Genomic DNA, 22,150 nt, shown 5'->3' on the forward strand with positions numbered 1-22,150 from the left:
AGCGATTCATGAGTATGTCGAGTTCTATAACGAACGAAGAATCAAGCTTGAGTTCGGTGGATTAAGTATTAATCAGCGTCGGCGCAAGCTGTTACTCTGAATATTCCTAAAAAATGTCCGCATCCCCTTTTTGTCGTATAACCCCAGCTGCGTGGTGCTATTAGTTTTCGGCTACCAGGTCCTGGTATTCCTCGTTTTTCTGCAGGTATTTCTCGAAGGCTGAGCAGGTTGGGACGATCTGCAGACCGTTATCGCGGGCGTGGTCAAGGCTGAATTTGATCAGCGGCTTGGAAAGACCCTTGCCCTGGAATTCTTCGTAGACAACGGTGTGATTGAATTCGCGAACTTTGCCGTTGTCTTTGTACGCGGCAAAGCCCGCTAGTTTCCCATCGACGGTGAGCTCAAACCGGGACTCAGCAGAGTTGTCGGTGATTTGTTGGTTATGTGCAGTCATAATCTCTCCTCAGGTCTTAAACCTGCGTATCGACAGTGCCGAATCATTGATTCGACGGAATCTAACACCACCTAGTATGCCAGACCTGGCATACCAGCCTGCCCGATAACCATGATGCCGATAATCATGTCTATGGTGTCTTTTTTGCAAATAGTGAACGAAAAAGGCCGGTTTCAGGTGTCCTATTTGTAAAAAAGACACAATACGCTGGTCGACGCCCCGACCAGACGCACTTTTGGGGTTAAACGACAAAAGGGGATGCGGACGAAATCTTGGAGGATTCGGGTCATACGACAAAAAGTGTGTCCAATATTCGATACCCCCATGCACAAAACCCGCCAGGCGCTGTTACCAGCACTCTGACGGGCTAAATGTGGCCAGAAGCGGGATCGAACCGCTGACCTTCCACTTTTCAGGCGGATGCTCTACCAACTGAGCTATCTGGCCAAGGAAAACATTGGACGAAACCAAGGATTTTCCTGAGCGACCCTGACGGGACTTGAACCCGCGACCTCCGCCGTGACAGGGCGGCGCGCTAACCAACTGCGCCACAGGGCCATATTAACTTTGTGTGTAGGATTTCCTGCTGTCTAGTGAAAGTTCACTGTGCAGTCTCCGTTGCGCACGATGGTTAAGATTACCGATTCTGCACAAACGGAGCAAATCCGCACTACAAATGGCATAAAAGCTACATATAAGAACCACCGCTAGACTCACCTTATGCCCACCGAAGATCCTGCACCAAACAACCCTGCACGCCATAACCCTGCGCGCTACAGCCCTACACCAGGCACCCCTCCACCGCGTACCATCGTCATCACTGGAGCATCAGATGGAATCGGCGCCGCGGCCGCACGCACGCTACACGACGCCCGCCCGGAAGATCGACTCGTCATCGTCGGGCGTAACCCAGAAAAGACACGAAACGTCGCCAATACTATAGGCGCGGAGTATTTCACCGCCGATTTTTCTTCCCTCACCGAGGTAAGAGAGCTTGCCGACGAACTCAGCCAGCTCGAGCACATTCACGCCTTGGCGAATAATGCCGGTGGGATTTTTGACGGTCCTGTAACCACAGCTGATGGTTTTGAACGCACCTGGCAGATCAACGTCGTTGCCCCTTTCCTGCTGACTTCCCTCTTGCAAGATAAACTCCGTGCCAACGATGCCACCATCGTTCAGACCGCCTCAGTGGCGCATTTGCTGATGTCTTATTTCCGGCCAGACGATCCGAACACTTTCCAACACTTCAGCTCCTCCCGCGCTTACGGTAACGCGAAACTCGGCGATATGTTGCTCACGCGCTATCTCCACTCGCATGGACTGACTGCGGTGTCTTTTCACCCTGGAGCACTCGCAACGTCGTTTGCGCAGACGTCATCCGGCATAATCTCCCGGGTGTATTCCAGCGTTTTGGCGAAAGCCCTCAGCGCACCTTCTGTAGGGGGCGATAACCTGGCTTTTTATTTGGCCGGAACTCCAGGTATTCATTTTGAATCCGGTGAGTATTACAACGAGAGGCGCCGCCCAGGCAAGCAACGCCCGATCGCGAAAAACCTGGGGGTAGCTCGCCATATTTTCGACGATTTAAGTGACAAGCTGGGCGTGTCTTGGACATAAGCATAAATATGAGCTTAGGCCTAAGCTTGCTGGCAAGTAGTTAAAGAAAAAATCTCGAGGCACCGTTTCGATAACGATGTCTCGAGATTTCACATGGCGACCCTGACGGGACTTGAACCCGCGACCTCCGCCGTGACAGGGCGGCGCGCTAACCAACTGCGCCACAGGGCCTTGCTGCGAAAGAGATTAAGAAAGCTCTTTGTACCCCCAACGGGATTCGAACCCGTGCCGCTGCCGTGAAAGGGCAGTGTCCTAGGCCGCTAGACGATGGGGGCTAGCGTGTTCAACACCTTGTTTCCTTGGTGTCGGCGACTTGCAATACATTAGTACATGTCTTGATATTCCACAAAACAGCAGGCAGAAGGCAGTTTTGTGCGGCTTGTATGTACGTTATAGCAAGCAGTAATCTACACACCATGAACGCCGCGAAGCCTGCAGCACAGCAATCCGACGACAACTGCCCATGCACCCACCATGAACACGGCTATAGCGTCGACAAGCCCCGCTACCTTTCGCGCTTGCGTCGCATCGAAGGTCAAACCCGCGGCATTCAAAGAATGATCGACGAGGATCAGTACTGCATCGACATCATCACCCAGATCTCCGCGATCACCTCTGCGTTAGAAAATGTCTCGCTGGATCTACTCAACGACCACATCCATTCTTGCGTGGCGGATGCTGCCACGCAGTCTGGCCCGCAGGCAGAAGCAACACTGGACGAGGCCATGAAGGCCATCCGCAAGATCGTAAAGAGTTAGCTAGTTCAGCAGCGCGGCAGCTTCGGCGTCGTCAAGTTCGACGATCGTGGTGGTCTCATCAGTGGTCAGTTGCGGTATGGCAGCGTCGTTAGGAGCCACCTCGGTAACATCCAGGACTTCCGCATCGAACGGCGCAACGTCTACATCTGGCACCGGCGCCGAACGCAGCGCACGTGGCTGTATTGTGTTAGCACCCTCAATGCCCTCAGTGCCCGCAATGCCCTCAATACCGAAGAATTTATCCAGGCCGCGCACATTGAATTGCGTGGAGTTATAGCGCGAATTGTTCGAGGTGTTCCATTGCGAAATCACCAAATCCAGGTTATCCAGGGTCGAGCCGGGCGTGATGTAGCCACCATACGGCTGCGAGAAGTTATCCGGCCCCTGTGGCTGACTCCACGGTCCGTTGCGGACGATGGTTGCCACCGGCACACGGTTCCAGTCGGTCGCCAGCTCGCGGGAAATACGGACCTCCACGGCCAATGTCTGCTCGTTGAACATTGCGAGCACCCAATGACCTTGGATATAGCGCAAAGACATTTCTCCGGCCTGTACAGGCTCGCTGAGTACCGGGTGCAGGGTTCTTGTCGACGCCGACTCCCACTGCCCCGTCCGCGGGTTGAAATGTTGCCAAGCGCGCGGGTTGGTGAGCTCGCCAGGCTGCATGCGGCTCAGGTACACGTCGTGCTTGCGGCCAAATCTCGTCGACACCTGATAGATCCAGCCATCCGGGCCTTGTTCCCAGGACAGCAGCTGCATTAGCCCACCCTTGTAGCCGCCGTCGATCGTGCCGACGGATTGCCAGGTCGCGCCGTGGTCGACGGATTTCCAGATTTGTGTGTGCGTGACATTTCCCAATGGTTTATTCCACATGCCCTGCATATACAGGGTGCCATTGAGGTTAAGCAGATCGGATGGAATCACGGTCAGACCGTTATTGCCGTGGGAATATTGAATCAGCTGTTCAGCTTTGGCGCCGTCATTCAGCGGCTCCAGGATTTCGATGCGGCCATCCTGGGTTTTCTGCGCGACAACACCAACCGGGCTCATCCATTCACCTTGCCCAAAACGCTGGCCACGGAAAGAATCACCAAAGACCACCGCAAATTTCTTACCCGGGGTGATTTCACGCATGATCCCCAGGTCGCCGGAATAAAAACCGGCGGCATCGGACTTGCCGACGCCCAGCAGATCGCCCAACATCGTGACGTCGAAATCTTGTCGTGGTTTATGCGGTTGCCCTGGTTGCCCCGGCTGGCCAGGATGTTCCGGGCGTTCTGGCTGTGGTGCCGGTTGTGGAGCTGGCCTGCTACCTTGCCCACCTCCATTGGAGGAACTGAACGATGATTGCGCGTGGGCTGCTACCGGACTTACACCAGATCCAACCCCAAAGCTGAAGCTCAATCCCAGTGCGGTGAACAGCACATATGTCCGTATTTTGCATGAAGGCCGCTGTGCGCGGCGTGGTTTTGTCATAACCAGCAATGTAGACCATCACCCACCCTTGCCACATACCCCGTGGGGGTATAATATGAGGAGTATAGAGTCCCGCAATGATTGCTCCAACAGAAAGGCTCATGATGTCAACCGAAAACGCATCCAATCCAGCAGCAACCTACAAAGTCACCGGAATGAGCTGCGAGCATTGTGAAAAAGCCGTACGCGAAGAAGTATCCCAACTGTCCGGAGTTTCCGGCTTAGATGTCAGCTCCGCCAGTGGCGTACTCACAGTGCACTTCCACGAAGGCGCAGAAAACCCAGCTACTGATCAAGACATTATCGCCGCTGTCGATGAAGCCGGCTACACCGCCGAACGCGCATAACTCTGCACATAAAACTGCGCACTCGACACCGCGAAAGCAATGCACAAACAACGCGCAAAGGAGCATGTCCCACTATGACCACTCCGACACCATCGTCACCGTCCCCGACCAACGCTGCGTCCACAGCCAGCACTGTCTCCACAACCAGCACTGCAGCCACATCCAACTCTGCGGCCACTATGTCCACTATCGAGCTGAATATTTCCGGCATGACGTGCGCATCCTGCGCGGCACGCATCGAAAAGAAACTCAACAAGCACGACGGCGTGCAGGCACAGGTCAACTACGCCACGGAAAAAGCCACCATCACCGGCGCCGCAAACACCCTAGACGCCGACGCGCTGATCGCCACCGTCGAAAAGACCGGCTACGGCGCAGAACTCATCCCGGATACCACTACGCCGGGCTCACAGGCTCCGCAGGATGCGATGGCCGAAGCCGAGCTGGATTCTTTACGACGCCGCCTCATCGTCTCAGCGGTGCTGTCGGTGCCCGTCATCGCGCTGGCCATGGTCCCGGCCTGGCAGTTCGACTACTGGGGCTGGGTCTCCCTGGCGTTGACTCTCCCAGTCGTGCTGTGGGCCGGGTGGCCGTTCCATAAGGCGACGTGGCAAAACCTCAAACACGGCAGCGTGACCATGGATACGCTGATCTCGCTGGGCACCTCCTCGGCACTGGCATGGTCGATTGTCGCGCTGGTTTTCGGTTCCGCGGGTGCGGCCGGGATGCGCCACGGCTTCGATTTCACCATCTCGCGTGGCGACGGGCTCAGCCACATCTACCTCGAAGTCGCCGCTGGCGTGATCACGTTCATCCTGCTGGGACGTTATTTTGAAAAGCGTTCGAAGCGCAGCGCTGGTTCCGCCCTACGTGCGCTGCTGGATCTGGGTGCCAGTGAAGTCACGGTGCTGCGCGATGGCAAAGAGACAACCATCAGCATCGATGAGCTGGCCGTCGGCGATGAATTCGTCGTCCGCGATGGCGAAAAGATTGCCACCGATGGCGTCATCGTATCCGGCCACAGCACCATTGATACCTCAATGCTCAGTGGCGAATCCGTTCCGGTGGAAGCCGGCCCGGACGATACCGTCGCCGGCGCCACCATCAACGTCGGCGGCGGCAAGCTGGTGGTGCGCGCAAGCAAAGTCGGGAAAGACACCCAGCTGGCGCAGATGGCGCAGATGGTCGAAGATGCCCAATCAGGCAAGGCTTCCGCGCAGCGTCTCGCCGATAAAATCGCCGGCATTTTCGTCCCCGTCGTCATCGTGGTCGCGGTGATCACGCTGCTTGCTTGGCTTGTCATCGACGGAGACCCGGCCGCGGCGTTCACTGCAGCCGTCGCTGTACTGATCATCGCCTGCCCGTGCGCGCTGGGTCTGGCAACCCCCACTGCCTTGCTGGTGGGCACCGGCCGTGGTGCGCAGATGGGTGTGCTGATCAAAGGCCCGGAGGTACTCGAACAGTCCCGCGGCATTGATCGCGTAGTCCTAGATAAAACCGGCACCGTCACCACCGGCGTGATGGAGCTTGCCGACGTCATCGTCGCCGAAGGAGTCGACCGCGGCGAGGTGCTGCACCTCGCCGGAAGCCTGGAGCACGAATCCGAGCACCCGATTGGCCGCGCGATCGCCCGCGCAGCAGCAGACAAGCGTGCCGACGGTCGCCTCAGCGAGGTCAGCGATTTCGAGTCCATCCGCAGCGCTGGCGTGCGCGGGGTCGTGGACGGGCGTACGGTAGCCGTCGGCAAGCCGAGCCTGGCAGATAAGGAAGACCTGGGTGTGCTGCAGCAGCCGTTCGTGCAGGCGCAAAAGCAGGGCCACACCGCGCTAGCCGTGCTTGTCGACGGCGCCCCCGCCGCCGTGCTCACCGTCGCCGATCAGGTCAAAGACACCAGCGCCGCCGCGATAAAGCAATTCCGCGAGCTCGGCATTGAGACGATGCTGCTGACCGGCGATAACCAGGCGGTGGCGGAGACCGTGGCACGTGAAGTTGGGATCGACCACGTGAAAGCCGAGGTCATGCCGGAAGATAAGGTCGCGGTGATCGAGGATTACCAAGCTCAGGGTTATCAGGTTGCGATGGTCGGCGATGGTATCAACGACGCCCCTGCCCTGGCGCAAGCCGATCTGGGCATGGCGATGGGCACCGGCACTGATGTGGCTATGGAATCCGCCGATATCACCCTGGTGCGTGGAGATCTGCGGGCAGCCACCGACGCCATCCGGCTTTCCCGCCGCACGCTCGGCACCATCAAAGGCAATCTGTTCTGGGCTTTTGCTTATAACACCGCCGCAATCCCACTGGCCGCACTCGGTTTGTTGAATCCGATGCTGGCCGGTGCAGCGATGGCGCTGTCGAGCGTGTTCGTGGTCAGCAACAGCCTGCGCTTGCGTGGTTTCCAATCCACCGCAGGTGCCGACGTGAGTGCCTAGCCCACACTCGTCGGTGCCGAGCCCGCTTAACCCATCGCCGGTAATCATGTCTATGGTGTCTTTTTTACAAATAGTCCTACTGAAACCGGCCTTTTTCGTTCACTATTTGTAAAAAAGACACAATGCTCTGGGCGACGCCCCCACCTTCAACCCACCCCGAGGATCACGAGGATCACGAACAAAGCAGATACAGCAAACCCCCTGATCAATTTCCTGACCAGGGGGTTTAACTGTTTTGTGGGCCCTGCGGGGGTCGAACCCGCGACCTTCGGATTAAAAGTCCGCAGCTCTACCAACTGAGCTAAAGGCCCAACAGCTCACCATAGTAATACATGCCAAACATAAATAAAAATCACCCCGGCCAGGTGCAGAAACTGCATCAGCAGGGGTGTCGAGCTGTCACGCCAGGCTAGAAACTGTCACCCCCACCAGGTGTGCACACACTGGCAGGGGTGTCGAGCAAAAGCTCAGTTTGGTTCAGGGATTAGTCCTGCTTACCACGCATATCGCCGTACTCTTCGAAGTTGCGCTGGAAGTTAAACGCAGTTTCCAGATCAACCGGGGTGTGTACGTGCTGCTGCTTCATCGCGCGGTCGAAGTACGCCTGCAGCTCATCGCGGTAGTCAGGGTGTGCGATCGCAATCATCTTCTCGGCACGGTCACGTGGGGTCAGACCACGCAGGTCGGCATAGCCGTACTCGGTGATGAACACCATGGTGTCGTGCTCGGTGTGGTCAATGTGCGAAGCGAAAGGAACGATCGCGGAAATCGCGCCACCCTTAGCCTGGGATGGGGAGATGAACGTCGAGATGTAGGCGTTACGGGTGAAGTCACCGGAACCACCGATGCCGTTCATCACACGCGAGCCCATGACGTTGGTGGAGTTGATGTTGCCGTAAATGTCGGCCTCAATCGCACCGTTCGACGAGATCAGGCCCATGCGGCGGATGACCTCTGGGTGGTTAGAGATCTGCTGTGGACGCAGGATGATGTGCTCGCGGTACTTGTCTGCCTGGTCGTTCATCTTCTCTGCATACTCTGGCGACAGAGCGAACGAGGTAGCCGAGGCGACGGTCATCTTGCCGGCATCGATCAGGTCCAGCATGCCGTCCTGGATAACCTCGGTGTAGGCAGTGATGTTTTCGAACTTGGAGTCCAGCAGACCCGCCATCACAGCGTTTGGCACGTTACCGACACCGGACTGCAGGATGAACTGGTCGTATTCCAAACGGCCAGCCTCGACCTCAGCCTCAAGGAACTGCAGGAAGTTCGCGGCGATCTTCTCAGAGATTTCATCTGGCTCGCTGAATGGGGCGTTGCGGTCTGCTGCGTCGGTTTCGACAACAGCGACAACCTTTTCCTTGTCGATCTCGATGTATGGCGTACCGATGCGGTCACCTACGTTGACGATTGGCACTGGGGTGCGGTTCGGCTTGCGTGGAATCTGGTAGATATCGTGCATGCCCTCGAGGTTTTCGGACTGCCAAGAGTTGACCTCGATGATGACCTTATCGGCGTTATCGATCCACTCCAGGTTGTTACCCACTGCCGAGGATGGCACGATCTTGCCGTCTTCGGTGATCTTGGTGGCTTCAATGATGGCGACCTGAAAGCGGCCGAAGAAGCCCTGCTCTACCTGCAGACCCAAGTGGGACAGGTGAATGTCCTGGTACTTGGCCTCACCGGCGTTGAATTGCTTACGCAGGTTTGGATCAGAGTTATACGGGGTGCGGTAGTTAATCGCGTTGGCCTCTGCCAGAACGCCGTCGCACTCCGGTGCGGTGGAAGCACCGGTGAACATATCAATCTTGAACTCTTCACCTTTTTCGTGGGCAGCCTTCGCCTTGTTAGCGATCGCAGTAGGCAGCGCCTTCGGGTAGCCGGCTCCAGTAAAACCGGACATACCGATCTTGTCGCCATTGTTGACGTGCTCGGCAGCTTGCTCAGCGGTCGTGATCTTGTCTTTAAAGAATTCGTTAAGGATACGGTCAGCCACGTTATCTCTCCTTGTTCGGAACTTCTCGTTCGTTGTCTAGGCACGCCGTGCAGTTGCATCCGAATCGGGACCACTCATGGCCCCAGGACGCAATTGCTGCGTAGCGTTTCTACAATGACAGTATAGCGGAGATCACTGTGATTGTGTTCATGTTGGATACTAATCCAGGTCATAGCCACAGCACGCTCACACCACATGTGTCAGCACACAAGCACCTGCGTTTGGTGGATTCATCGTCGTTAGCGACAATAGGGCCTGTGAGCTTAACAATTGGCCCCCACCGGCTGTCTTCCCCCGTCGTCCTCGCCCCGATGGCCGGGGTGACCAACGTTGCTTTTCGACGCCTGTGCCGGGAACAAGAAATCGCCAAGACCGGCACCGTTTCTGGTTTGTACGTCTGCGAGATGGTCACCGCACGTGCACTCGCAGAACGCAACGAAAAAACGTTGCACATGACCACCTTCGCGCCAGAAGAATCGCCGCGCTCACTGCAGCTTTATACCGTCGATCCGGAGTGGACGTATGCGGCCGCGAAGATGATCGTCGAACAGAACATGGCCGATCACATCGACATGAACTTCGGCTGTCCGGTACCGAAGGTCACCAGACGCGGTGGTGGCGCTGCCCTGCCGTATAAACGTCGGCTGTTTGGCCAGATTGTGGCAGCGGCGGTCAAAGCAACCGAAGGCACTGATATTCCGGTCACGGTGAAATTCCGCGTCGGTATCGACGATGCACACCACACCCATTTGGACGCCGGGCGCATCGCCGTCGACGAAGGCGCTCAGGCTGTCGCGCTGCATGGCCGCACCGCCGCGCAACGCTATTCCGGCACCGCAGATTGGGAACAAATCGCCGCGCTGAAACAACATCTCGCGCACACCGGGATCCCGGTGCTGGGCAACGGCGATATTTTCAAAGCCTCTGATGCCTCCGCAATGATGGAGCAAACTGGTTGCGATGGCGTCGTTATCGGCCGTGGCTGCTTGGGGCGGCCATGGCTTTTCGCCGAGTTGTCTGCCCACCTGCGCGGCGAGGAGATCCCGAGCCCGCCGACGCTAGGCGAACTGACCGGCATCATCACCCGCCATGCCCAGCTGCTCGCGGAGCACCAAGGCGAAGACCGTGCCTGTCGCGACCTGCGCAAACACATGGGCTGGTATCTGCGCGGTTACCCAGTCGGCGGCGAGGTACGCGCACGCCTGGCTAAAGTGTCGACGCTGGCAGAGCTTGCCGACGAGCTCGCGCCGTGGGCAGATTCGCCCGCGCTTGCCGACGACGCCGATGGCGCTCGTGGCCGCCAAGGCTCCCCGTCGAAGGTGGCGCTGCCGGATGGCTGGTTGGATGATCCACAAGATGATGCCCGCGCGCTTGCCGGTGCGGAGTCGATGAACTCGGGCGGTTAGTGCACGCGGCAGGTCTGCGGCGTGGCTACGGCGAAGACTGGCAAGGCGAAAAGCACAGCGGGGGAAACCAAGAGTTTTCCCGAACTTCATTTTCTTCCAGTCTCACCGCAACCTGGCAGCAAGATTGTGTCCTTAGTCTCGAATTTATGCGTACTGCATATCGAGAAACCCTAGAAAATTTCGCCGAAGACATCATCGAACTCAGCGATACCGTCCACCACGTCATGGAATCGGCGTCTCAAGCACTACTCGCAGAACCTACAGCTGCCGGAGAACCTGCTAACCAGGCCATAAAATACGCCACAGACCTCGACGTGATTCGCGAACGCAGCGAAGCCCGAGCTTTCGAGCTGCTTGCCTTAGAAAACCCCGTTGCTTCCGAGCTGCGTCAGGTGGTCTCTTCGATTTATATCGTGGAGGATTTCACGCGCATGGCGGCGCTGGCGACCCACATCGCCCGGGCTGTGTTGCGCCGCGCCCCAGAACGCGTGCTACCAGAATCTGTGGTGGCTGATTTCGCGCAGCTAGCCGAGCTTGTCGACGACATGGCGAAGCAGACTAACGCTGTGCTCAAGGAGCCACAGGGTGGCCTGAACACCGCTATGAATAACGACGACGATGCCGTCGACAAGCTCAACGCCAAGCTGTTGGACGTCACCACTTCCGAGGGTTGGTCGCACGGCTCGCGTGCTGCTGTGGATGTAGCAATGCTGGCGCGGTATTACGAACGCTATGCCGACCACTGCGTCAATGTGTGCGCGCGCATCGTGTTCTTGGCTACTGGGAAGCTGCCCGACGGCTTCCTGAATTCGCATTTCCACCGCTCTCAGTTCAGCGACTAACAAGTTCAGCGACTGACAGAGTTCAACACCCGGGAAGTTCAACGCACGGGAAAAATTCCACGCACGGAAAGTTCAACGCACGGAAAAAGCCGGTGCGGCACCAAATTGGTACTGCACCGGCTGCAACTAGTACTGCACCAGCGGTTACACCACGCGGCAATTAACCGAAACGACCTGCAATATAGTCTTCGGTCTCTTTCTTTCCAGGGTTTTCAAAGATCGTTTTCGTATCCGTGAATTCCACCAAGTGCCCAGGCTTACCCGTCGCTTCCAGGGAGAAAAAGCCAGTTTTGTCGGATACGCGAGCGGCCTGCTGCATATTGTGCGTGACCACCACGATGGTGTAATCCTTTTTCAGATTGTGAATCAGGTCTTCGACCGCCAGCGTGGAAATCGGGTCCAATGCCGAACACGGCTCGTCCATCAATAACACCTCTGGCTCCACGGCGATCGCCCGCGCGATGCACAAACGCTGCTGCTGACCACCAGACAAACCACCGCCGGGCTTATGCAAACGATCTTTCACCTCTTCCCACAGGTTCGCCCCGCGCAGCGATTTTTCTGCAACCTCGCGCAAACGCTTCTTGTCTTTGACACCGGCGAGCTTCAACCCGGCCACCACGTTTTCTTCAATCGACATCGTGGGAAAGGGGTTGGCTTTCTGGAAAACCATGCCCACGTTCATGCGCACCGCCACTGGGTCGACATCACTGGCGTAAATATCCTGGCCATCTAACAAAATGTGACCTTGCACGCTCGCGCCGGGGATGACCTCGTGCATGCGGTTGAGCGTGCGCAACACCGTGGATTTACCGCAGCCCGACGGCCCAATGAATGCTGTGACTGCGCGGGAAGGGATATCCAGGTTGACGTTTTGTACCGCGTGGAAATCGCCGTAATAAATGTTGACGTCTTCTAAAACGAGTTTGGAATCTTGCTCTGGCTGTGTGGACATAGTTTTTGAACACCTTGTGAGTTGAGCGGTTAACGGCCGGTCTTGACGGAGAATTTGGCTGAAATTGCCCGGGCGATGACGTTGAGCACAGCGACGAACAGCACCAGTGTCAACGCTGCGCCCCAGAGTTTGGCGGCGACTTCATCAGAAGTGCCGGCTTTGTACATATCCAGCATCATCAGTGGCAGCGATGACTGCGGACCACCGAATGGGTTGACGTTCAAGGAAGACGTCGAACCCACCAGAATCAGCACAGGTGCGGATTCGCCCATGATGCGAGCGATTGCGAGGACTATCCCGGTGCCGATACCCGACATTGCTGTGGGGAGCACGATGCGCACGATGGTTTTCCACTTCGGAACACCCAGCGCGTAGGCAGATTCACGCAGCTCCATCGGCACCACACGCAGCATTTCTTCGCAGTTACGCACCACGATCGGGATCATCAGCAGCACCAGCGACAGCGCCACCGCAGCACCAGAGCGTTCAAAACCGAGCACCGTGATCCAGAGGGCGTAGACGAACAGGGCGGCGACGATGGAAGGAACTCCCGACAAAATGTCCACCATGAACGTCGTCAAGCGTGCCAGTGGGCCGCCGCTAGAATATTCCACCAGGTAGATCGCGGTGAGAATGCCGATCGGGATGGAGATCACCGAGGCGATGGCGACCTGCACGAGAGTGCCGACGATGGCGTGCATCGCGCCTCCGCCGAAATCATGCAAGCGAATGCCGCGCTGCGAATACTGCCACCAACCGGCATCGAGGATCGTCGGTAAGCCGCGAGAGACAACCTCCCACAGCACCCAGACCAGCGGGATAAGTGCAATCGCGACTGCTGCCCACACGCAGATGGTGGCCATTCTGTCGGCAGTGCGACGTTTGCTGGGCAGCCCAGCGTTTTTTAGCTTCATCATGCGTCCTTCTTCGTGGTAGCCACTGCCTTTGCTGCTTTCGACTTCGGAGCTTTTTGCCCTGAGTTTTTCACCACCAGCGAGCGTGCCGCTGCGTTGACGACGAAGGTGAGCAAGAACAGCACCAATCCGGCGGAGATATATGCCCCGGCGCGCAGCGGGTTGGAGAATTCTGGGGCGGCATTCGCGATCAGCGTGGCGAAGGTGGTGCCGCCGTCGAAAAGCGTGAATCGGAATTCGGTCAGTGGCGAGACGATCATGTACAGCGCCATCGTCTCGCCCAGCGCGCGACCCAGCCCCAGCATGGAACCGGAGATATAGCCGGAAAAACCGAAAGGCAGCACGGTCATGCGCACGACTTCCCACCGGGTGGCGCCCAAAGCTAGGGCGGCTTCGATCTGGCCCGCTGGGGTTTGGTGAAAGATTTCGCGGGTGGTGGCGGCGATGATCGGCAGGATCATGATTGCCAAGACGATGGCACCGGTGAAAATATTGCGGCCCGTGGCGAAGGACGGCGAGTTCGGGTACACGCTGAACAGGAAAAACCCGCCCGCCCAGCCGTGCAGCCATTCGTAGAACGCTGAAAGCTTCGGCCCCAGCACCTGCCAGCCCCACAGGCCGTAAACAATCGACGGGATAGCGGCGAGCATGTCCACCAAAGACCCGAGTGGTTTGATCAGGCGCGCGGGTGCGTAGCTGGTCAGATAGATCGCGATGCCGAGTGCGATGGGCATCGCGATCAGCAAGGCGAGCGCGGAGATCAGCACCGTCGACCCCAAGATGGAAGCGATACCGAATGTCATCTCCTGCGGATCGGAGGTGTTCCAGTCTTGGCCGTAGGTGAGAAAGCCGAGATAGCCTTCGGTGTTGCGGTTCAGGGCGGGCACCGCTTGCCACACCAAGAATAGGCCGATGGCGGCGATCATCACCGTCATGGTCACTGCCGAGGAAGATGAAGCGATGCGGAAGATGCGATCGCCGAGTCGCGTGCGTGCTGGAGCTGCCTGTGGGCTAGACATTGCTGGGCTTTCCTTTATTCCCGTAATTCGTCGTGCGTAGTCCCGCGAAAATCAGCGCTTAGGATGCGCTGCCGATGGCTTCGACGGCAGCCTGCAGGCGTTGCAAATGCTCGCCGGTCACTGGGATGTAGCCGGAATTCGCTAGCTCGTCGTCTTGAGACTCCAGTACGACGTTCAGGAAGTCCTTCACTCGGGTTTCGGTCTCTTCGTCGTAGCCGGCGGAGCACACGATTTCGTAGGTGGTCAGGATCAACGGGTAAGCGCCGTCGTCCGCAGACGCGAACAGAGCTTCGGTGTCAACGACCATGTCGTGCTCGCCTGCGGCATCATCGGAGAACTGCAGATTGTCCAGGGCCACGCCAACCGAATCCGCGTTGAGCTCTACTGGGCCAGAGCCGAAGTCCAGGTTGGCCATGGCCAGGCCGGACTGCTCGGCGAAGCCGGATTCCACGTAGGTGATAGCACCATCGATGGATTGGGTCTGGCTGGTGACACCGCTTGAACCGTTAGCGCCCTCACCGACTTTTTGCGGGAACTGCTTACCAGTGGAGTCCCAGTGGCCAGTTGAAGCAGTCAAGAACTTTTGGAAGTTATCGGAGGTACCGGATTCATCCGAGCGGTAGACGACGGTGATATCAGTGTCTGGCAGCTGCGCATCTGGGTTGGCGTCTGCAATTTCTGGGTCATTCCAGCTGGTGATTTCACCGGAGAAAATCTTGGCGACGGTGTCTACCGGCAAGTTCAGCTCTTGGTCGAGACCGTCGAGGTTATAAGCGATGGCGACCGGGCCGATGACCATCGGCAGGTGCCAAGCGTCGTTGCCTTCGCAGCGATCCGCGGCGTCTGCAATTTGCTCGTCTTTCAGCGGGGAATCAGAACCTGCGAAGTCAACATTTCCGGCGATGAACTCGGTTTGCCCGGAGCCGGAACCGGTTGGGTTGTAGGCGAGCGTGGCGTCGGTCAAGGTGTTGAAGCGTACGCCGAAGTAGTCCATGGCGTTTTGCTGTGACGATGCACCCTCGGCGATAAGTTCGCCGCTCGCGGTGTAATCGCCGGAGCCGCCCGCAGCATCACCGGCATTGTCTGCATTGCCTGCTGCATTGCCTGCTGCATCACCAGCGGTGCTGGCGGCTTCGTCTACTTCCGAACACGCGATCAATGATGCTGAAAGCGCAACCGCTCCCACTACTGCAGAAGTTGTGCGCAGTGCGTTACGGGATAGACCAGTGCGGTGGGTCAGAGTCATGGGAACCTTCCTGGAATTACGAATTCTGCTTGCTCAGCGTTCTGTGAGTGCCCGTTAAACATGCCGTTTGAACATGCCATTGGTGCGTTGTTGCATTGGTGCGTTAGTGCGTTAACGCGCTCACAAAAAGCCACAATAAGAGTCGTATGTAACCAGGACGGAACATCACTGTGGACTTCACATGAAGTCTCTGTAAACCTTTATGGTCGGGTTAAAAACCGGGCACAACTGCTAGTTTTCAGCATCGTTGTTGCTGCTTGCGGCATAAACCACGTGGTTTTCCGCGATGTCGAAACCAGATTTTTCATAGACCCGCACCGCGGATTCATTATCTTTTTCGACATACAGGATGACTTCTGTTGCCCCTTTATTCACCATTTGTTTAATGCCGCGTCGCAACAGGTAACCAGACAATCCGCGCCCCTGGTACTCACTCGCCAGCGCGATCACGTAGACCTCGCCGGTAGCGGTATCGGTCTCTGCAGCGACACCATGCCATTTCGTCCAGTGGAAGCCCGCCAGAACAGGGCGCTTGTCGACGGCTGCGCCTGGAGCGTCATCCGCACCAGCACTAGAACCAGCAGCACCAGCACTAGAACCAGCAGCACCAGCACTAGAACCAGCAGCACCGACATCCCACAGAAAAATCACGTCCTGCGGATCAAACCACTCGGCTTCCATGGAGCGATGCAACCGGTCGCGATCCCAACCGCCTTGTTCTGGGTGCCAGGAAAACGCCTGATTATTCGCCGCAATCCAGCTTTCTTCGACGTGCTCGGTGCCAAAAGCCTCCACCGATTCGCGATAATTCTTCGCCACATAACCGTCCGGGCCTTCCCCCGGTTGTCCGGCCTTCTCCAGCGCCTGACCGGTCACTGACATCACCAACAAGTGCCGCACGATCGCCAAGCCACGCTTTTCTGCAATCGCTTGCGCCGCAGGCAGCTGCCCATGCGCCCATGCCTGCAACTTTTTGCCTTGCTTGTCGACGGCTTCTGCCAGGTGCTCATACAAGCAGTTGCCATAGCCCTGCCGACGGTGCCCCGGCGCGATCACCAGCTCCGCGGAGATCTCCCCATCGGATTCCTCAAGCCCGGCAAGCCCAACAAGTTCGTCGCCGTTAAAAACCAGCACGTGCTGGTGCCCAACTCGTGGATCGGTCAGCCCTGCGACGAACTGCTCAGACAGCGCAGCGAAACCGTCGGCAGATTCTGCCTGCTGCAAGATCTCTTCTGCCGCCGCGACGGTCTTCGGGTTCGCCTCGCCGCTGGCAAGGTCGGTGTGCTGAAAACGCAATTGTTCACAATTAGCCATGCCCCCACTCTAATGCGGTATGAATGAGGAGTGTCATCGATCGTCGTCAAGCGCAAAACCGCCCGCCTGGCAGCCGGGGTCCTCGGTATCGCCGGTGTCGTTGGGCTGGCCTGGGCAGGTGATACCGCGGTGGCCTCCAATGTAGAACGCAAAATTTCCGATGCGGTGCATGAAACTTATGCTCCGCAAGCAGGGACCGCGCTAGAAACTACCCCCTCGGTGTATGTCGGGGGAATCCCGTATTTGCAGGCGCTGCTGTCTTCGCAAGTGCCCGTGGTGGGGGTTTCCGCGCTGGATGTTGAGGTCGATGGCGTGGGCATGGTGAACACGGGCGTGACGCTACAAGGGGTCAAAGCTGAGGCCAACCAGGTGTGGTCCGGTGATTTCGTCGGCGCGAACGCGCAATCCATGCGGCGCACGCTGCGTCTTGATGGCGTGGCCATGGGGCAATGGCTGGGCATGAGCGATCTGACAATTTCACACCCGAAAAACATCTCGCCTGGCGGTGGCACCGCGACCGAAGCAGTATTCCAGGGGCGTCCACCGGGGTTTCACGAGCCGGTATCGGTCTTGGCGACGCTGCGTCTGGTCGGCGATGAATTTCAGCTGCGGCCAACCAAGATCGTGCAATCCTCGGTGCACCCGGAGGATGCCGACGATGCCGCCTTGGCCGCGTTTGATCTCACCGTCGATACCACGCAACTGCCATTGGACCGGGCTGCGGATGCCGTCTACCTAGAAGGCGGTTCGATCGTCTTCGAGGCCGTGCGCAACAACGTCATCGTGCAGCCGGAACACCTCTCCCCGGTCGGCAACGCTGCGCAGCCGGGCAGCGCGGCTAGAAAACCCACTGAGAGCGGCTAGAAAACCCGCTGAAAGCTATCACTAAATCCGGAACAAGTCGCGCAGTACCGCCCACACACCGCGCTGTTGGACGGGGATGATCTCTTCCGGCGAGAACACCTCGATCGCATCCGGAATGCTGTTCAGCTCCACCGTTGCCAGCTTGCCCTGGGTTTCGCCGTCGGCTTGAAAGCGCAGTTCATCCTCACATTCCAGGGTGATGCGGGTGGCGTCGTCGAAACGCAGCGTGCGAGCATCAGTGAACTTATTCAATCGGCCTGCGCTATCTGCTCCGAACAAGTGCAGTAGCCCAACGAATCCACCGAAACCACGCAGGTCGGTGAGCCCAAAGGTGCCCAGCCCCTTGTCGAAGGAATTACGCGGGTTCGTGACCACCGGCAGTGGGCCCAAAAACGTCCACGGATTCGTATTCGAGGCAAATACCAGCGGGGCTTCGTCGATGCGCTGGGTTTGCCCGTCGGCAGATTCTGCCTCCGCGGTGATTTTCGGTGGGGCGTTCAGAATGCGTCGCCAAGCCTGATACGAGATGCGCAAATACCGCAGCGGAGTGGCCGCGAAGCCTTGTTCACGCAGGCGATCGATGCTGTGCAAAACGTCCGCGTCTATGCCAATTCCGGCGTTGATGGCGAACCAGCGATCATTCCAGGTACCGAGACGAATGCGGCGCCGCAGATTCTTCTTAATGTGACTGACCAGCAGCTCTGTGGTGTGTACCGCATCGAGCGGGTAGCCCAGCGCGCGCACGAAGACGTTCGCCGAACCGGTGGGAATCACCGCAAGAGCTGGCACCTGCGATGCTTTACGACGATCATCGCCAACCTTGCCCAACAAACCATTAACGACCTCATTGACCGTGCCATCGCCACCGACGGCGATCACAACGTCGTAATCCTCCCGGCTAAGCCCGCGCGTCATATCTTCTGCGTGCCCTGCATAATGGGTGAACTTGGTGATCAAATGCGAGTCATCGATGCTGCGCACCAAAGGGATGATGCGTCGGAACAACTCGTTGGTTTGCGAGGTCGAATTCGGATTAGCAATTAACAAAATGCGCACGAATTACTAGGTTAGCCCATGACAGCCGCTACCTGGGCATGTTCTGCCCATTACACGCGGGGGCAGGCCACGGTAGAATTTACAATTATGACTTCCGAGGAGCAGAACAACCCGAAAGACCAGGTAAACCCAAATATGCGCCTGGATGGCAACGAAGCCGTCAACCTGGCCGAGCAGCAGGCGAAAAAGACCGCCCACAAGAACATCCCACAGACCGGGTTGGGCGCGCTGCCAGTCCCTGATGACACCGCGAACCTGCGTTACGGCCCGAACCTCAACGACGGCTTGCTGGGAGTGCTGCCACTGATTGGTGTGTGGCGCGGCGAAGGCCAGGCCGTGACCGCTGATGGCCAGCACACCTTTGGCCAGGAGATCACGTTCTCCCACAACGGCGAAAACCACGTGAAATACGATTCCCGCACCTGGATCATCGACGAAGATGGCAAGCCAGCGGGTGCTTCGCGACGCGAAACTGGTTACCTGCGCATCGACGGCAAAGACGCCATGGAACTGACCTATACCTCCTCCGACGGCATCGTGGAGATCATGTACGGCCAGCCACACAACGAGCGTTCCTGGGAGCTGGAATCAGCTTCGACCATGGTCACCGAAACCGGCCCGAAGACGCTCGGCCCCGGCAAGCGCCTCTACGGCCTGATGCCGAATAATGATCTGGGCTGGGTTGACGAGCGCGTCACCGACGGCGAGCTGGCTCCATACATGTCTGCGCAGCTGCAGCGCGTCGCTGGTTAATTGCACGCGGCTGTTAAGCGCACGCAGCTGGCTCATTGCACGTAGCAGGTCACTTGCTTGACCCGCTGAGCCCAGCAATTATGCACGTAGCCGGGCTAGACGCTCAACGCGTGCACAATGAGTTCCCGAATTTCTTCGTGGTTGGCAGGTTCGGGCAACACCGTGCCACCGAGGTCGGTCACTCGCACCGCGATGCGCACCGAAGAGACCAACCACACCGATTCCGCCTGGTACAGTTCCGCGACTGTGACCGGGCGGTTTTCGCATGCCCACCCACACTCCTGCGCATAGTCGAATACAGCAGCGACGGTGGTACCAGCCAGCACATCGCCTTCTGGGGTTACTAAGCTGCGCTTCCCGCTCGTCGTATCCTGCACGACCATCAGTACCGTCGAGGTCGCACCTTCCAGCACGCGCTCGGTTGCCGGGTCCACGAAAATGACGTCGTCGAAGCCGCGAGCTTGGCGCAGCGCAGACATCGTGGCAGCGTAATTGACCGTTTTCGCCCCCACCGTCGTCGACCAGCCGCGCGGTGCTAACTGCGCGCGCACACCATCGCGGCGTTGCTGGAACACAGAATCTGGCACCGGGGTGATCACCAGCCAGGCGGTCGGGGTGGGATAGCTGCTGTGGGTCGCGTCGTTATGGGCCTCGTCGTTATGGGCCTCGTCGTTGTTGTCCCTGCTGATACGGGCGGCATGCTGCCGACCACGCGAATACGTCCAGGTGCATTTCGCATCCGGCACCTGTACACTCGCCGGAAACTGCTCCTGCCAATCAGCAACGGCCGCCGCGGTCGCTTCCTGCCACAAATCACGTTGCGGGACCGGCAAATCCAGTCGCTGCGCCGAACGCTGTAACCGATCCAGGTGGCGCCGCAGATTCGCCGCGCGCCCTGCGCGCACCAGCACCGATTCAAACACGGCCTCCCCGCGGGTTACTGCAGCATCATCCCAATACACCACGGGCTGGCTGGGGTCGTGACGATGAACCGTTTCAGCCTGCACATCCAGGGTGTAGACGATGGGCTGGGCGCTAGCTGCTGGCGATTGCTCACACATGTCATGGATTATGCCAAGGATCTGGCGCTACCATGGTGGTGTGACTACGCAATACCGTTCTGTACTGCTCGAGCGCCCGAACGCTATGGCTTATCAGGAAGATCCCCCGCACGCGGATGTAGCCGGGGTGGCCTGGCATTATGGCGAACCGCTGAACGAGCAACGGGCAATAGAATCCACCGGCGCGATCATCGACCGCTCACATCGGAGAGTATTAAAAGTGACCGGCCCGGAAGCCGCCGCGTTCTTGCATAACCTGCTTTCGCAAAAGCTTGACGACGTCAGCGCTGGCTGGTCTGGCTCTGCTTTGGATTTAGATACCCAGGGGCGCATCCTGCACACCATGGATATCACGGTGACCAGTGATGATTCCGACGCTGCTGGCGACAACCTGGCATTTTACCTCGATTGCGAGGCCGGCCAATTCGATTCGCTGCGGGATTTCTTGCAGAAGATGATCTTCTGGTCGAAGGTCACTATCGACGAAGTCGAACTCGCGATCCTGACGGTTCTGGGCGGGCCTGCCGAGCTCACACTGCCATCGCAGGCGGTCTATTCGCGCAAGCTTTCGACAAAACGCACCGCTGGTGCCGCGAATGCAACCGCTGGTGCTTCCGGTTCTGTGACCACCACCGGCCTGTGGACAACCAGCCGAACCGATATCGCGGTGCCCCGCGCAGAACTCGAGGCTGCCACCGCGGAGCTGGAAAATTCCGGGCTGCAACTGGCTGGCTTGATGGCCTATACCGCCGAGCGCGTCAAAGCCTTGGAAGCGGAATCAGTGGATCTGGACGAGAAATCCATCCCGCATGAGATCCCGCATTGGATTGGCCGCGGCGATCGCATCGGTGCAGTTCACCTAGAAAAAGGGTGCTACCGCGGGCAAGAAACCGTCGCCCGGGTAGAAAATCTGGGCCGCAGCCCCCGGCTTCTGGTGTTGCTGCATTTGGACGGTTCGGCGCCCTTCATGCCCACCCCGGGTGCGGATATTCAAGCGAAAGGTCGCCGCGTCGGCAAGCTCGGCACCGTGATCGATGATTGCGATTATGGCCCGATCGCACTGGGCGTGGTCAAGCGCTCCGCGTTGGATGCTGGACAAGTCAACATTGGTGATGTTGCGGCAAGCATCGACGCAGAATCCATCCCAGTAGAAGAGGGAGAAAAGGCAGGTCGCGCGGCGATTAACAAGTTGCGTGGACGTTAATTATCCCCCGTTGCAGAATTTTTCGCGGTTTTGCTCTATCCTGTAACACAGGACGAATAAAAAGCAGATGGGGCATCCGAATTCCCTGGATTGCCCTTAACCCAAAGGGGGTCATGGCTATGGGTCGAGGACGCCAAAAGGCAAAGCAGACTAAAGTTGCCCGGGAGCTGAAGTACAACTCCCCAGCAATGGATCTGGACTCGCTCCAGAAAGAGCTCGCCTCACAACCACCGGGACGTGGCTGGTCGGAAGATTCCGATGATGACTACGACTCGGATCGCTACGAAGACTAGCCATTCGGCTTCCCGCGAAACCGTGGTAGCTGGGCTGTAGTTTTTCTACCCCGTTCACACCCCTTCCGGATATAGCAGGAAAACCACCTGCATTTCCGGGAGGGGTAGTTGCGTGGATACTGCAAGCCCGGGGCTAGGCC

Annotated in this window: 21 protein-coding genes and 5 tRNA genes; 11 read left to right on the top strand and 15 right to left on the bottom strand. The window is 58.0% G+C overall.

What is annotated here, in order from left to right; genetic code table 11:
* The first annotated feature begins 4 nt into the window (after positions 1-4).
* Positions 5-100: an IS3 family transposase gene (locus tag U1140_RS09005; protein ID WP_369847372.1), complete on the top strand. Its 96-nt coding sequence runs from the start codon at positions 5-7 to the stop codon at positions 98-100.
* 60 nt (positions 101-160) lie between these two features.
* Here U1140_RS09005 and U1140_RS09010 read toward each other — a convergent pair whose 3' ends face one another.
* From U1140_RS09010 to U1140_RS09020, 3 genes are all read right to left on the bottom strand, one after another.
* On the bottom strand, positions 161-454 hold the full coding sequence (locus U1140_RS09010) for a GNAT family N-acetyltransferase (RefSeq protein ID WP_369847322.1): 294 nt from the start codon (positions 452-454) through the stop codon (positions 161-163).
* A gap of 374 nt (positions 455-828) precedes the next feature.
* A tRNA-Phe gene (locus U1140_RS09015) sits at positions 829-901 on the bottom strand.
* Positions 902-938: 37 nt separating this feature from the next.
* Positions 939-1,012 (bottom strand) — tRNA-Asp (locus U1140_RS09020).
* Between the two features lie 162 nt (positions 1,013-1,174).
* Between U1140_RS09020 and U1140_RS09025 the strand changes: the two genes are divergently transcribed.
* Positions 1,175-2,074: an SDR family NAD(P)-dependent oxidoreductase gene (locus U1140_RS09025; RefSeq protein ID WP_369847324.1), complete on the top strand. Its 900-nt coding sequence runs from the start codon at positions 1,175-1,177 to the stop codon at positions 2,072-2,074.
* A 94-nt stretch (positions 2,075-2,168) separates the two neighbouring features.
* Here the strand turns inward: U1140_RS09025 and U1140_RS09030 are convergent.
* A tRNA-Asp gene (locus U1140_RS09030) sits at positions 2,169-2,245 on the bottom strand.
* 31 nt (positions 2,246-2,276) lie between these two features.
* A tRNA-Glu gene (locus U1140_RS09035) sits at positions 2,277-2,349 on the bottom strand.
* 141 nt (positions 2,350-2,490) lie between these two features.
* On the opposite strand from U1140_RS09035, the gene U1140_RS09040 reads away from it, so the two are divergent.
* Positions 2,491-2,832: a metal-sensitive transcriptional regulator gene (locus U1140_RS09040; RefSeq protein WP_369847325.1), complete on the top strand. Its 342-nt coding sequence runs from the start codon at positions 2,491-2,493 to the stop codon at positions 2,830-2,832.
* On the opposite strand, the gene U1140_RS09045 is transcribed toward U1140_RS09040, so the two are convergent.
* Entirely contained in the window at positions 2,833-4,308 is a 1,476-nt protein-coding gene (locus tag U1140_RS09045) for a DUF4185 domain-containing protein (RefSeq protein ID WP_369847326.1), read from the bottom strand.
* Between the two features lie 77 nt (positions 4,309-4,385).
* On the opposite strand from U1140_RS09045, the gene U1140_RS09050 reads away from it, so the two are divergent.
* Both U1140_RS09050 and U1140_RS09055 read left to right on the top strand, forming a co-directional pair.
* A complete protein-coding gene (locus U1140_RS09050) occupies positions 4,386-4,655 on the top strand; it encodes a heavy-metal-associated domain-containing protein (RefSeq protein WP_369847328.1) in 270 nt (89 codons plus the stop codon).
* 179 nt (positions 4,656-4,834) lie between these two features.
* The gene (locus U1140_RS09055) at positions 4,835-7,087 is read left to right on the top strand and encodes a heavy metal translocating P-type ATPase (protein WP_369847374.1); all 2,253 of its coding nucleotides are present in this window, start codon (positions 4,835-4,837) and stop codon (positions 7,085-7,087) included.
* A 238-nt stretch (positions 7,088-7,325) separates the two neighbouring features.
* Here the strand turns inward: U1140_RS09055 and U1140_RS09060 are convergent.
* Together U1140_RS09060 and U1140_RS09065 are read right to left on the bottom strand one after the other, a co-directional pair.
* A tRNA-Lys gene (locus U1140_RS09060) sits at positions 7,326-7,398 on the bottom strand.
* A 173-nt stretch (positions 7,399-7,571) separates the two neighbouring features.
* A complete protein-coding gene (locus tag U1140_RS09065; protein ID WP_369847329.1) occupies positions 7,572-9,083 on the bottom strand; it encodes an acetyl-CoA hydrolase/transferase family protein in 1,512 nt (503 codons plus the stop codon).
* 257 nt (positions 9,084-9,340) lie between these two features.
* On the opposite strand from U1140_RS09065, the gene dusB reads away from it, so the two are divergent.
* Both dusB and U1140_RS09075 read left to right on the top strand, forming a co-directional pair.
* A complete protein-coding gene (dusB, locus tag U1140_RS09070; RefSeq protein ID WP_369847331.1) occupies positions 9,341-10,489 on the top strand; it encodes a tRNA dihydrouridine synthase DusB in 1,149 nt (382 codons plus the stop codon).
* Positions 10,490-10,635: 146 nt separating this feature from the next.
* Positions 10,636-11,331: a phosphate signaling complex PhoU family protein gene (locus tag U1140_RS09075; RefSeq protein WP_369847332.1), complete on the top strand. Its 696-nt coding sequence runs from the start codon at positions 10,636-10,638 to the stop codon at positions 11,329-11,331.
* A 160-nt stretch (positions 11,332-11,491) separates the two neighbouring features.
* Here the strand turns inward: U1140_RS09075 and pstB are convergent, their stop codons facing one another.
* The 5 genes from pstB to mshD form a co-directional block, all read right to left on the bottom strand.
* On the bottom strand, positions 11,492-12,286 hold the full coding sequence (pstB, locus tag U1140_RS09080; RefSeq protein ID WP_369847334.1) for a phosphate ABC transporter ATP-binding protein PstB: 795 nt from the start codon (positions 12,284-12,286) through the stop codon (positions 11,492-11,494).
* 29 nt (positions 12,287-12,315) lie between these two features.
* Positions 12,316-13,203, bottom strand: coding sequence for a phosphate ABC transporter permease PstA (gene pstA / locus U1140_RS09085; protein ID WP_369847336.1), 888 nt, complete (start codon positions 13,201-13,203; stop codon positions 12,316-12,318).
* Positions 13,200-14,219 carry a phosphate ABC transporter permease subunit PstC gene (gene pstC / locus U1140_RS09090; protein WP_369847338.1) on the bottom strand — a complete coding sequence of 340 codons (1,020 nt, stop codon included), beginning with the start codon at positions 14,217-14,219 and terminating at the stop codon, positions 13,200-13,202. The genes pstA and pstC overlap by 4 nt, the downstream gene beginning before the upstream one ends.
* 58 nt (positions 14,220-14,277) lie before the next feature.
* A complete protein-coding gene (gene pstS, locus U1140_RS09095; RefSeq protein WP_369847339.1) occupies positions 14,278-15,465 on the bottom strand; it encodes a phosphate ABC transporter substrate-binding protein PstS in 1,188 nt (395 codons plus the stop codon).
* Positions 15,466-15,696: 231 nt separating this feature from the next.
* Entirely contained in the window at positions 15,697-16,779 is a 1,083-nt protein-coding gene (gene mshD / locus U1140_RS09100) for a mycothiol synthase (protein ID WP_369847342.1), read from the bottom strand.
* 30 nt (positions 16,780-16,809) lie between these two features.
* Here mshD and U1140_RS09105 point away from each other — a divergent pair, with 30 nt between their 5' ends.
* Positions 16,810-17,643, top strand: a complete 834-nt coding sequence (locus U1140_RS09105) for an LmeA family phospholipid-binding protein (RefSeq protein WP_369847344.1) — start codon at positions 16,810-16,812, stop codon at positions 17,641-17,643.
* 21 nt (positions 17,644-17,664) lie between these two features.
* On the opposite strand, the gene U1140_RS09110 is transcribed toward U1140_RS09105, so the two are convergent.
* Positions 17,665-18,699, bottom strand: a complete 1,035-nt coding sequence (locus tag U1140_RS09110) for a diacylglycerol/lipid kinase family protein (protein ID WP_369847345.1) — start codon at positions 18,697-18,699, stop codon at positions 17,665-17,667.
* Between the two features lie 87 nt (positions 18,700-18,786).
* Between U1140_RS09110 and U1140_RS09115 the strand changes: the two genes are divergently transcribed.
* Positions 18,787-19,452 (top strand): heme-binding beta-barrel domain-containing protein, encoded by a 666-nt coding sequence (locus U1140_RS09115; RefSeq protein ID WP_369847346.1) that lies wholly within the window; start codon positions 18,787-18,789, stop codon positions 19,450-19,452.
* A gap of 95 nt (positions 19,453-19,547) precedes the next feature.
* Here U1140_RS09115 and U1140_RS09120 read toward each other — a convergent pair whose 3' ends face one another.
* The gene (locus U1140_RS09120) at positions 19,548-20,513 is read right to left on the bottom strand and encodes an aminodeoxychorismate lyase (protein ID WP_369847347.1); all 966 of its coding nucleotides are present in this window, start codon (positions 20,511-20,513) and stop codon (positions 19,548-19,550) included.
* 40 nt (positions 20,514-20,553) lie between these two features.
* Here U1140_RS09120 and ygfZ point away from each other — a divergent pair, with 40 nt between their 5' ends.
* Together ygfZ and U1140_RS09130 are read left to right on the top strand one after the other, a co-directional pair.
* Positions 20,554-21,717, top strand: coding sequence for a CAF17-like 4Fe-4S cluster assembly/insertion protein YgfZ (gene ygfZ / locus U1140_RS09125; RefSeq protein WP_369847348.1), 1,164 nt, complete (start codon positions 20,554-20,556; stop codon positions 21,715-21,717).
* 119 nt (positions 21,718-21,836) lie between these two features.
* Positions 21,837-22,010 carry a DUF3073 domain-containing protein gene (locus U1140_RS09130; RefSeq protein WP_369847375.1) on the top strand — a complete coding sequence of 58 codons (174 nt, stop codon included), beginning with the start codon at positions 21,837-21,839 and terminating at the stop codon, positions 22,008-22,010.
* Positions 22,011-22,150 lie beyond the last annotated feature (140 nt).

Source organism: Corynebacterium drakensteinense (assembly GCF_041224285.1).
GTDB lineage: Bacteria > Actinomycetota > Actinomycetes > Mycobacteriales > Mycobacteriaceae > Corynebacterium.